Below are 12012 nucleotides of genomic sequence, written 5' to 3'. Positions count from 1 at the left end.
AATAGCTTAGGTCAACGGTATATAACTGCTGCCATAGCAGTATGTTAGCACGCAAAATACAATTTTTATTTAAAAACAAGTATTCGGCCCTTCTTTGGAGGAAGGAGAACTTAACTATAAACGCACACAGCCCCGATAGTCATCTACCGGGGCTGTGCCCTTTTAATAATTTTAGAAAAAGTTATTTCAACCCCGCTTTCAGTTTTGCGGCACCAGCGGCGATATCTTTTGGTAATATACGTTCGTTTGTAGCGGAGTCTTCGTCATCGTAGCGCAGGTATTTCCAAGTGCCGGCGGTGTTGGCATCTTTTATGGCTAACAGGTAGTTAATGCCTTTCATACGCACTTTGTTGGCACTAATCTTTTCTACTTTGTTACTGCCGCTTTTTGCTTTAACCATCATATCAAGCAGGGCTGAGTTGGTAGATTCCAGTATCATACTCTGATTATATTTACCCAGGCAAATGGTTCCTGTGGCGGTTTTGGTAACCGGGCTAAGCGTTAGGCCAATGGGTACCTCCTCGTAAACGGTTTTAATACCCATGCTGGTTAGTACACCTTTGGCCATGGCACTCATTTGGGCTTTGGGCATAATTTTAAAGATAGGAGGATAGGTCATGTCAAGCACCTTGTCTATCTCCAGTTTGCGGGTGTAGCCAATAATAGTTTGAAAATCTTTCTGGATGATTTGTGCGTCCTGCGCCATGGCAGTAGTAAGCGATAATGGCAGCAGCAGGCATAAAATGAGTTTCTTCATAAATATTGTTTAGATGTTTAAGGAGACAACGGGTAAAAGGCGGGTTTAGTTTGCGGACTTGCAGCAAAGCCGATATCTCTTTTAAAATTTGGTTACTTAACTTGTAATTAAAACGATTGGTTACAGCGATAGCTGTAACATTTCTTTATATTTAAGCCGTATGCAAATCCATCGGCACATATTAGCTTGTTGCATTTTTATATTGGTTTCTGCAATGGCATCGGCCAAAACTGCAGATCCGTATGCCGAGTTGAGTATAAGCGACCGTTTTCCGTGCAAGGGCCAGCCGGTAACATTTACAATTATCACCCATAATATTACCCCCGAAACTTATAAATGGAAATTGAATGATGTAGTGCAGGAGGCTACCGGTAGAACCTTTACTTTACGCAATAACAGTACTCATTATATTAACCAGGATGATTACATAGTTTGCATAGTTACTGATGCAATAATCAAAAGGGAAATAGCAGCGGTACTTACAGGGGTAAAGGCCTATGGCAACCAGGTAGCAAGTGCTCAAATTTCGTCAGCAGTACCAAACCTAACTTTTTGTAAAGGGCAGGCGCCACAATTTAGTTATAACATCATAAAGGAAGACGACCCCAATTTACGCTGGGAATTTACCTGGCAGGTAAACGGGGCAGATGTAGCTACCGGCACCGGTCCGGGCGCTGTAATTGACTTTCCGGCAAATTACGAATTACACGACGGCGATAAGGTACAGGCAAAAGTTAACTTTAGCGGCAAGTGCATTGTAGAAAATTTAAATTACTCTAACGAACTCACAGTTCACGTTATCGATCCTGCTTCCGCTTCCGTTAGCATTTCGCCGGCAAACGTTAATGGCTGCACGGGCGAAACGCTCACCTTTAAAGCCACTTTGAGAAATATAGGCGGAGTTACTTACAGGTGGATGGTAAACGGCCAAACGGTAGGCTCCAATAGCGATACCTTTGAAAGCGCCGGGCTTATTGATGGCGATAAAGTACAGTGTACGGTTACAAACAGCCAATGCGAAGCCATAGAAGCGCAATCTGAAGAAGTTACAGTAAAACTAATTACAGGTATCACAAACAGTGTAAATATCAGCTCATCGGCAAAAGATAATATTATTGAAAAGGGGCAGCCCATAACGTTTACGGCACAGGCGGCTATTGTTGCCGGTGTAACTTACCAATGGCAGGTTAACGGGATTGATGTTGGTGCAAACAACCCCGTATATACTACAAGTGATTTGAACCTGCTCGACCGCATTACCTGCCTGGTTACCACGCCCGGGAGTTGCCCCGAGGGCGTGCCGATAAAATCGAACGAGATAATAGTTTACAAGTTTGGTGCGATAGCTCCGCCAAATACGTTTACGCCAAATGGCGATGGCGTTAACGATACCTGGAGCATACCTGCGCTGGCCGGGTACCCAAAATGCCGTGTGGAGATATTTAACCGCTATGGCACACTGGTTTATAATTCTGTTGGGTACGCTAAGGCTTGGGAGGGCAAGTTTAACGGCGCGCCATTACCTGTGGGGAGTTACTATTACATTATTTACCCGGATGTTAAACAGCAAAAAATATCGGGGTCGGTGACTATTTTGAGGTAAGGGCTTAGTGCTACCGTACAGCAGGGGTTTTGTATCAATGCAAGTAACGATAAGTTTGGAACCATCGGAAAGAAACAACTATGCAGAATAATGCGAGGCCTATGTACGTCCAGATATGCTTTTTCAAAAAAGATGAATCGTTGTCTACGTATGTTGATGATACGGGCATGTAAATGAATTTCAGCCTGTGCGCATCCCAAATAAGCAAATAAATATTAGCAAACAGCATTAACGATGTGGTGAGCAATATATTAGGAGCATTGAACGATATAGTTATCACAAAAATATTGGCGATAAGTGGAAAGTAGGCCACAGCACCCAACGTGCTGAATTTTTGCGACATCATTAAAAAGCCCGCTATTAATTGCCCCCAACCAATAAAATGCCAGTAGATACCTGCTTGGTACATGGCTTCAAAAAAATGACCCAAAGTGTTCAACGGCGTGTTCTCATCGGGCTTTGGCATAAACCTAATGCCGGCGATTTTAAAAATACTTGCATACACAAAAGCAGCCCCAAGCAAATACCGCAGCCCTATGGTGAGGAGTTGAAGTAAGATATTCTGTTTTAGCCTTGATATCAATTTCTCCATTCGATATATCTTACAGTTAGATACTTGATAGGGCTAATATGTTACTCGTTAGTTTTGTTATTTTGCTGGGCTTTACAACTATCCATAAATATAATATGGCTAACTCTATTCAAAAACTAAGTTTGTACACAGAGAAATACAAAGAGATTATTGATCTGTTAGCATTGCCTATCGACGCAAACAAGCTGCCAATCGTAGGGGAGTGTAAAATCTTTAAATCTTCGGCGGAAAGATACGGGCATGTCATCATAAAGCTTGATTTGGAAACTGATGAAAATCTCGTAAAAGGGGCGTCTGCAGGCCATTATACTTACGAGTGGATGCCTGAAAAAACTTTTGCAGGCCGGGATAATGTTATTGTGCCATTGGACAAAGCTTTTGAGGCTGATATATTGAACGAGCTGTCGTTTTTTACAACCTTATTAGGAATGTTCGATAAAAGCACTCAGTATTTAAGATTTAGTGTAATTGGCGGAAGTTACAGAATCACAGAAAGGCCTTATTTCGCTGCAGCAACGGCGCAAGCTTTAATTCAGATAATGAGAAAGCTAAATGATAGCTAAATTGGCATCTGCTGTAAACAAAAAAGCCCCATCTTTCGATGGAGCTTTTTGCGTACCCAGAGCCGGAGTCGAACCGGCACGGTTTCCCACAGGTGTTTGAGACCAGCGCGTCTACCAATTCCGCCATCTGGGCATTTTGCCGGCAGCTATCTGCCGTAGCGGGCTGCAAATGTAGATAAACTCTCTTTAATTCGCAACAAATATTTTTGCCTGTAGTAAATATTTGCAACTTCATTTAGCCTGCTTTCTTTGGCTGTATCGTCTAAATCTTCATAACCATTTGTTAAAGTGGCAAGTTCGCTGTTTATATCACCCTCAATGGCAAGTACTTCTGTAGTAACTGACGCTAATTGCCCTTCATCTTCAATTTCCATAAGGCGTTCATTTATATCCATCATTTCCATTAAAAAATCTGCAGGTAATTGTGGTTTTGCACCCTCATTTACCAATCCGTGCTGTTTTAAAATGTATTCTGATAGCTTATTTGGGTCGGATAATGTTTGGTAGGCTTTATTATTAAGGGTAGAAAGTTCCAGTATTTCCTGTTGCTTTTCGTCGGCTTCGTTGGCAAAAAAATCGGGATGGTATTTTTTGCTGAGGGCATAAAACTGCTTTTTCAGCGCAGCAGCATCCGGGTGGAAGGTTTCGGGTATGTTATAAAATTCAAAGTAGTTCATGTCTCAAAATTAACGTTTTTAGTTAAGCGTGTGGTATTTGCAAGCCCATGCGTGTATTTTATGGCCTTTGGCAAAACATTTTTGGGCATCTTCGGTTAACACAGGCATCGTTAACTTTTGCATTTTAAGCATCATAATTTAGTATATATTTGTGCACTTGAACACGCTGCCGACAATATGTTTGATCTTCGCCAACATCAAATCGCCAACATTTTTGTGTATGCCTTTTGTGCTCATCAATGCATCTTTAAACCTAAACACGGCGTTATTTAGATCATCCTTATGAATAGATTAAAAATCTACCTGTTATTATTTTTTACAACAATTTGCCTGGCTTTAACGATGCCCGCAAGCGCGCAAAGCATCCCACAAAACCTGTCAAATGTAAACGTAAACGACCTTACCGACGCGCAAATAAAGCAGATTTTGCAGCAGGCGCAGGCTAATGGTTTAACGGATGCGCAATTGCAGCAAGCCTTGCAAGGCCGAGGGCTTTCGGCAGAGCAGAGTCAATTATTGCAAAGCAGGTTAGATGCAGTGCGTAAGGCTACAAACAATACTAATACAGCCACCACCCAGGCCGATGCCCAAGCCATAGCAGTGCCCCGCGGGCTTAACTATAAACCCGACACGGCCGATATCCCCGCTGTGGGCTCTTCGCGTATTTTTGGTGCAAACCTCTTTCGCAATAGTAATATAACTTTTGAGCCTAACCTTAAACTGGCCACGCCGGTAAATTATATTTTGGGCCCCGATGACCAATTGAACATCAATGTGTACGGTGCATCGCTGGTTAACTGGAAGCTCGACGTATCTCCCGAAGGGAATATTAATATCCCCGGCGTAGGCGTGCTAAATGTATCGGGTAAAACCATTGAACAGGCAACCGCTTCTATCAAAACCAAGCTGGCTGCAAACAACTACGCCATTGGCCGCGGCACCAGCGTGCAGGTAAGCCTTGGCAATATCCGTAGTATAAAGGTGATTTTGGTAGGCGAAGTTACTAAACCCGGCACTTATACTTTGCCGTCGCTCGCAACGGCGTTTAACGCTTTGTACGCCGCGGGCGGCCCTAATAGTAACGGCTCATTTCGTCAGATCGAGATCATCCGTAACAACCGCATCATCCGCAGGTTGGACGTTTACGACTTTTTAGTAAAAGGCGACCAAAAAGATAATATAGCCCTGCAAGACCAGGACATTATACGCGTACCCACCTACCGCACCCGTGTTGAACTGGCCGGCGAAGTAAAAACCCCCGCCTTATTTGAAGTATTGGCCGGCGAAACTTTACAGGATGTATTACGGTTTGCCGGGGGCTTTACCGACCAGGCTTACACCGCTCGTATTAAGGTATCGCAAATTAGCGATCAGCAGCGCCGTATCACTGATGTGCTTGAGGCTGATTATAAAAATTATATTCCACTACGCGGCGACAAGTTTACTGTTGATAAGATATTAGAGCGTTTTGAAAACCGCGTTACTATAAAGGGTGCAGTTTTCCGCCCGGGCGAATACGAGTTGCAAAAAGGGCTTACTTTATCGCAACTGATAAAAAATGCTGCAGGCTTAAAAGAAGATGCATTTACCGGCCGCGGTAGTATTACAAGGTTGAAACCCGATAACACTACCGAGCTTATCTCGTTTGACGTATTGGCGGTTATTAATAAAAGTGCGCCTGATATTACGTTGCAGCGAGAAGATATTGTAAGTATTTCATCGATATTTGACTTGCGCGACGAGTACATCGTTTCTATAAAAGGTGAGGTGCGTTCTGCCGGAAGTTTTGCATACGCCGAAAATATGAGCGTGGAGGACTTAATAATTAAGGCCGGTGGTTTTAACGAAGGAGCAAGCCCTAAACGTATAGAAGTAGCGCGCCGCGTATCAAACGGGGACCCTAACTCTACCGCTACCAGCCTGGCACAGGTTTTTACAGTTGATATCGATGCCGGGCTTAAAAATGCAGGCGGTGCATTTAAACTGCAGCCTTATGATATTGTATCGGTATACAGCCTTCCCGGTTACGAAAAACAAAGTACCATCAAAATAGAAGGCGAGGTGCTTTACCCTGGTTACTACACCATTAAACAAAAAAACGAAAGGATATCTGACGTGATTGCGCGTGCCGGCGGGTTAACCGCTTATGCCGATGCCGACGGAGGTACGCTTAAACGCGATAACTTTGCCATTTTGGGTATAAATAAAAACGGTATAGATACCAGCATGGTAGAAAAAGAGCGCCTGGCCAGGCTCAGCCGCCTAAAACAGGCCAATAAAGATTCTACAATAACAGATACCACGCCGGAGTTAAGGAATAATTTTGTAGGTATAGACCTGAAAAAGATAATGGAGAAACCCGGGACTTCTATTGACCTGAGGTTGGAAGATAACGATATAATACGTGTGCCTAAACAGCAACAATTGGTGCGGGTGAACGGCGAAGTTTTATACCCGAGCGCTGTGGTATACAGCAAAGGCAAATCGTTTAACGATTATGTGATGAATGCCGGCGGATACTCTGCACGTGCATCAAAAAAAGGGGCTTATGTGGTGTACCCCAACGGTACGGTACGTGGCACCGGCAAATTCCTGTTTTTTAATGTGCATCCTTCGGTTAAGCCCGGCAGCGAGATATACGTAACCAAAAAACCTGAAAGGCGCGGCTTATCCGCACCCGAGGTTATTGGTATTACAACCGGGCTGGCATCATTAGGCGCTATAATTTTGGGCATTATAAACTTGAGCAAATAATGCAGGAGAAAGTACAAAATAATAAAGCCGAAAACCAAGACGAGGTATCTTTAAAGGAATTAATAGGCTCGCTGAAAACGGATGTTGCTTACCTTCGTTCTAAATGGATGCTTATAATGGCGGTAGGTGTGGTGTGCTGTTTAATAGGACTGGGGTACTCGTTTTACAAAAAGCCCATCTATGTGGCCACATCAACTTTCGTGTTAGAAGAAGGTAATAAAATGGGTGGTTTAAGCCAGTATGCGGGCTTGGCTTCGCTTGCCGGCATCGACTTGGGGAAAGATGGAGGCGGCATATTCCAGGGCGATAATATACTGGAGCTGTACCGTTCGCGCGTGATGCTCGAGAAAACCTTATTGGCCAAAGTAAACATAGGCGGCAAGCAACAGCTGCTTATAGATAGGTACGTTAATTTTAACGAGCTCCGCGAGAAATGGAGAAAGAAGAATGATATCGATTCGATAACATTTGATGGCCCCCCGGCAAATTTTAACCGTACTCAGGATAGCCTTATTACTGATATTGTAGAAACCTTTAACAAAAAGGTGCTTAGTGTAAATAAACCGGATAAAAAGCTGAGTATTATAAAGGTTGAAGTTGCCACCACCGATGAGGCTTTTGCAAAAGAGTTTAATATAAAGCTGGTTGAAACCGTAAACGATTTTTACACCCAAACAAAAACAAAAAAGAGCGGGCAAAATGTTATGCTGCTGCAAAAGCAGGCAGATAGCGTAAAAGCGGTGCTAAACCAGTCGTTAAGCGGAGTTGCTTCTGCTATTGATGCTGCGCCCAATGCCAACCCTGGCATGACGTCTTTACGCGTGCCAAGCCAAAGGCGGCAGGTTGATGTGCAGGCGAGTACCGCCATTTACAGCGAAATTGTAAAAAACCTTGAAGTATCAAAAATATCGTTGAGGCAAGACACCCCATTGATACAACTGATTGATGAGCCGGTTTTACCTCTTGCGGTTAACAAATTGGGTAAAATAAAAGGCCTTGCAATTGGCTTTATTGCCGGAATATTTATAACTGCTGCGGGCTTGGTATTTAGGCGTATTGCAAAACGAATAATGGCTTAAACTTTAATTGATGCTTTTTCTTACCCTGAAAGTTGTTGAAATAAGGCGCGAAACGGATGATACCGTAACGGTAGCCTTTAAGCAACCTGCATTAAAAAAAGTAAAATACCTGGCCGGGCAATACCTCACCTTAACTTTCAGGATAAACGGGCGCAGGTACATCAGGCCGTATTCGTTTTCTTCGGCGCCGGGTGTTGATGCCAACCTCGAAGTAACTGTGAAACGAGTACCGGGCGGGGTGGTATCAAACCATATTATTGATAAGGTAAAGGTTGATGACCTGATAGAGGTAATGCCGCCCATGGGCGATTTTATATTGAACGAGGCCGCTATTACTCCTGATACTCACATTGTGCTTTGGGGCGCAGGGAGTGGTGTTACACCGCTGATGAGTATAGCAAAATATGCCTTGCACAAGAGCATGGGAGGGCACGTTACGCTGGTTTATGGTAACCGCAATGCCGAGTCGGTTATTTTTCAGGATAAAATAGATGCGTTATCGGCAGGCTTCAATAATTTTTCGGCCTGGCATTTTCATACGGCTTTAGCGGTTGCGTCCAATAACCCGCGCCTGGTGCAGGGGAGGATAGACCCCAGCAATGTTTTAGCCGTTATGCATGCCGAAGGTAAACTGGAGAATACGCTCCATTACATTTGTGGCCCCTCTGGTTTAAAGGAATCTGTAAAAGCAGCGCTTGCCGCTTTAGGAATTGAGGGTAAAAACGTATATTCAGAGGATTTTGAAGTGGTGCGCAACCCCACCGATTTTGAGGGCATTATAACCCGCTCAATTGGTATAACCAACAACGGCGAACGCACTGTGGTTGAGGCGGTAAAAGGTAAGAGTATACTGGAAGCCGCGCTTGATGCCGGCATAGATATGCCATACTCCTGCCAAACCGGAAATTGCCTGGTTTGCAAAGGCAGCCTGTTAAAAGGCGATGTGAAAGTGATTGGTGTGGACAAATTACCTGCGGAATTGCAACCCAACCAACGCTTATTATGTTGCAGTTTCCCGCTTACCGATGATGTAGAGATACAAGTTGATCAATAAAAACGATATATGAAGGTTGTATTATTAGCCGGTGGATTAGGTACCCGCCTATCAGAAGAAACCGTACTAAAGCCAAAGCCAATGGTAGAAATTGGCAGCATGCCGGTGCTTTGGCATATCATGAAAATATACTCGTCCTTCGGCTTTAACGATTTTGTGGTTTGCCTGGGCTACAAGGGCTATGTGATAAAAGAGTACTTTGCTAATTACTTCCTCCATAAGTCTGATGTTACCATCGATCTTAGTGACAACTCTATAAAGGTTCACGATTCGCAGGCTGAACCCTGGAAAATTACTTTGGTTGATACCGGTAACGATAGCATGACCGGCGGCCGCATAAAGCGCATACAACCCTTTATTAATAACGAGCCCTTTATGCTTACCTACGGCGATGGCGTGGGCAATATCAATATAAAAGAACTGGTTGATTTTCATAAAGCCGGCGGCAAGCATTGCACCGTTACATCTGTACAGCCATCGGGGCGTTTTGGTGTGTTGAATATTAACGAAAAGAACGAAGTACTCAGCTTTTTTGAGAAACCCAAAGGCGATGGCTCCTGGATAAACGGCGGCTACTTTGTATGCGAGCCACAGGTTTTTGACTACATAAAAGATGGCGACAGCACCATTTGGGAAAAGGCCCCGATGGAAAGCATTGCTGCCGATGGCCAAATGGATGCTTACCGCCACCATGGCTTTTGGCGACCGATGGATACACTGAAAGACAAGCACGACTTAAACGAAATGTGGGATGCGGGCAACGCGCCCTGGAAGATATGGTAAACATGCTGCAAAAGCTTACAGAAGTTTATAAAGGCAAAAAGGTTTTTTTAACCGGGCACACCGGCTTTAAAGGCTCGTGGCTGCTTAAGATTTTTAGCCTGCTTGGTGCCGAAGTAAAAGGGTATGCTTTGGCTCCGCAAAACGAGCTGAACCTGTACAGTGTTATTAGCGGCGATGCATCATGCCAGTCGGTAATTGCCGATCTGCGTAACCGTGAGGCATTGAACGAAGCTGTAGCTAGTTTTCAGCCCGATTTTATTTTTCATTTGGCGGCGCAGCCATTGGTAAGGTTATCTTATGAGATACCTTCTGAAACTTTTGAGGTTAACGCAATTGGTACAGCTAACGTGCTGGATGCTATGGCTAAGTTAAATAAGCCATGTAACGCCGTTTTAATTACTACCGACAAGGTTTACCACAACAACGAGTGGGCATACCCTTACCGCGAAACCGACCGCCTTGGCGGTTACGACCCTTACAGCGCCAGCAAGGCCTGTACCGAGTTGGTTATCGATTCGTATCGAAATTCGTTCTTTAATACCAAGGCCTACGATAAACATCAAAAGGCAATAGCCGTAGGCCGCGCAGGCAATGTAATAGGAGGGGGCGATTGGTCTAAAGACAGGCTGATACCCGATATTGCAAGGGCGCTATCGGCAGGCAAAGATATAGAAGTGCGCAACCCGGCATCCGTACGCCCCTGGCAGCACGTGCTGGAGCCTTTATTGGGTTATTTGCTTTTGGGGGCTAAACTTGCCGAATCGCCGCAGGCTTATTCACAAGCTTACAACTTCGGCCCCGATGTTAATGATGCTTTCCCGGTAAAGCGCATGGTAGAACTGGCTATTGAGTGCTGGGGCAGCGGTAGTTACTACACAAATGTAGACCCCAATCAACCTCACGAGGCCGGCTTGCTGAAACTGGACATCAGCAAAGCCATCGATGAATTAAAATGGAAACCTTTATTTAACGCTACCAAGGCTGTACAATACACTATAGACTGGTACAAGGTTTTTTATACGGATAAGGATGAGGCTGCGGCTTATACCGAAGAACAGATACTGGCATTTTTAAACAGCACGGATGACGGGCAATAAAATAGTACTGGAAGACCTGGAGGCCATACGCACATCGGCTGTTGATTGGCAACGCTTTGCCGGTAAAACAGTGCTTATAACAGGTGCTAATGGTTTTTTGCCTGCCTACATGGTGGAAAGCCTGTTGTATGTTGCCGAAGTGGAAGCACTGGATATTAGGGTTATCGGGTTGGTGCGTAATCTCGCGAAAGCAAAAAAACGCTTTGCCAATTATGCAGATAATATCAACCTTAGTTTTATAGAGCAGGATGTAAGCGCACCCGTAGAATTGCCCGGCAATATAGATTTTATAGTACATGCCGCCAGCCAGGCTAGCCCTAAATATTACAGCACCGACCCGGTGGGTACATTAAGCGCTAACGTGTTCGGCACGCTTAACCTGATGAATTTAGCGCGCGAAAAAAACATCGAATCGTTCTTGTACTTTAGCTCGGGCGAGGTGTATGGGCAGGTTGATGATGAGCATAACCCTGTAAAGGAAGATTATTACGGCTACCTGGACCCAATGCAGGTGCGCGCATGCTATGGCGAAAGTAAGCGCATGGGCGAGAATATCTGCGTAAGCTATTATAAGCAATATGGCATTAGTACCAAAGTAGTGCGCCCGTTTCATACCTATGGCCCGGGCATGCTGCTTGACGACGGGCGTGTATATGCCGATTTTGTTGCCGATATTTTGGCCGGGCGAAATATAGAAATGAAGAGCGATGGCTCGGCAAGGCGTGCCTTTTGTTATTTAAAGGATGCCACCATCGGCTTTTTTACCGTATTGTTGAATGGCCAACCAGGCGAAGCATACAACGTAGGCAACCCACAGGCAGAGCATAGTATTTTAGAACTTGCCGAAACTGTAGTAAAACTTGGCAGCGCGGGCCTTAAGGTTATTAAGGTTGCACCGGTCGATACGAATGGCTACCTGAAAAGCCCCTTGCTGCGCAATACCCCGAATGTAGATAAATTACTAACTTTAGGCTGGCAACCGCAAACCGATATAGCCACCGGCTTTAAACGGACAATTGACAGTTACCTTGCTTAATACCACTAATACTATCC

General features: G+C 44.5%; 11 protein-coding genes and 1 tRNA gene. 8 read left to right on the top strand and 4 right to left on the bottom strand.

Features of this window, described 5'->3' with window-relative positions; translation table 11 throughout:
- Positions 1-181 precede the first annotated feature (181 nt).
- Positions 182-757 (bottom strand): hypothetical protein, encoded by a 576-nt coding sequence (locus BC343_RS12950; protein WP_078348215.1) that lies wholly within the window; start codon positions 755-757, stop codon positions 182-184.
- Positions 758-971: 214 nt separating this feature from the next.
- On the opposite strand from BC343_RS12950, the gene BC343_RS12945 reads away from it, so the two are divergent.
- Positions 972-2360: a gliding motility-associated C-terminal domain-containing protein gene (locus BC343_RS12945; RefSeq protein WP_162276864.1), complete on the top strand. Its 1389-nt coding sequence runs from the start codon at positions 972-974 to the stop codon at positions 2358-2360.
- Between the two features lie 34 nt (positions 2361-2394).
- On the opposite strand, the gene BC343_RS12940 is transcribed toward BC343_RS12945, so the two are convergent.
- Positions 2395-2952 carry a hypothetical protein gene (locus BC343_RS12940; RefSeq protein ID WP_078348213.1) on the bottom strand — a complete coding sequence of 186 codons (558 nt, stop codon included), beginning with the start codon at positions 2950-2952 and terminating at the stop codon, positions 2395-2397.
- A gap of 95 nt (positions 2953-3047) precedes the next feature.
- On the opposite strand from BC343_RS12940, the gene BC343_RS12935 reads away from it, so the two are divergent.
- Positions 3048-3515 carry a hypothetical protein gene (locus BC343_RS12935; protein WP_078348212.1) on the top strand — a complete coding sequence of 156 codons (468 nt, stop codon included), beginning with the start codon at positions 3048-3050 and terminating at the stop codon, positions 3513-3515.
- A 53-nt stretch (positions 3516-3568) separates the two neighbouring features.
- On the opposite strand, the gene BC343_RS12930 is transcribed toward BC343_RS12935, so the two are convergent.
- Positions 3569-3648 (bottom strand) — tRNA-Leu (locus tag BC343_RS12930).
- Between the two features lie 13 nt (positions 3649-3661).
- Positions 3662-4192 (bottom strand): Fe-S protein assembly co-chaperone HscB, encoded by a 531-nt coding sequence (gene hscB, locus BC343_RS12925; RefSeq protein WP_078348211.1) that lies wholly within the window; start codon positions 4190-4192, stop codon positions 3662-3664.
- A gap of 282 nt (positions 4193-4474) precedes the next feature.
- Here hscB and BC343_RS12920 point away from each other — a divergent pair, with 282 nt between their 5' ends.
- Genes BC343_RS12920 through BC343_RS12895 form a run of 6 tightly spaced genes read left to right on the top strand, consistent with a single transcriptional unit; the run spans position 4475 to position 11995 of the window.
- Positions 4475-6946 (top strand): SLBB domain-containing protein, encoded by a 2472-nt coding sequence (locus tag BC343_RS12920; protein WP_078348210.1) that lies wholly within the window; start codon positions 4475-4477, stop codon positions 6944-6946.
- The gene (locus BC343_RS12915) at positions 6946-8025 is read left to right on the top strand and encodes a GumC domain-containing protein (protein WP_078348209.1); all 1080 of its coding nucleotides are present in this window, start codon (positions 6946-6948) and stop codon (positions 8023-8025) included. Before BC343_RS12920 ends, BC343_RS12915 begins: the two co-directional genes overlap by 1 nt.
- 10 nt (positions 8026-8035) lie before the next feature.
- The gene (locus tag BC343_RS12910; RefSeq protein WP_078348208.1) at positions 8036-9079 is read left to right on the top strand and encodes a ferredoxin--NADP reductase; all 1044 of its coding nucleotides are present in this window, start codon (positions 8036-8038) and stop codon (positions 9077-9079) included.
- Between the two features lie 9 nt (positions 9080-9088).
- Positions 9089-9862, top strand: coding sequence for a glucose-1-phosphate cytidylyltransferase (gene rfbF, locus BC343_RS12905; protein WP_078348207.1), 774 nt, complete (start codon positions 9089-9091; stop codon positions 9860-9862).
- A complete protein-coding gene (gene rfbG / locus BC343_RS12900; RefSeq protein ID WP_202909785.1) occupies positions 9856-10959 on the top strand; it encodes a CDP-glucose 4,6-dehydratase in 1104 nt (367 codons plus the stop codon). Before rfbF ends, rfbG begins: the two co-directional genes overlap by 7 nt.
- Positions 10946-11995 (top strand): NAD-dependent epimerase/dehydratase family protein, encoded by a 1050-nt coding sequence (locus BC343_RS12895; RefSeq protein WP_078348206.1) that lies wholly within the window; start codon positions 10946-10948, stop codon positions 11993-11995. The genes rfbG and BC343_RS12895 overlap by 14 nt, the downstream gene beginning before the upstream one ends.
- Positions 11996-12012: the final 17 nt, after the last annotated feature.

Origin of the sequence: Mucilaginibacter pedocola (assembly GCF_002013915.1) — a bacterium.
GTDB lineage: Bacteria > Bacteroidota > Bacteroidia > Sphingobacteriales > Sphingobacteriaceae > Mucilaginibacter > Mucilaginibacter pedocola.
This window is presented reverse-complemented; position numbering and strand designations above follow the sequence as displayed.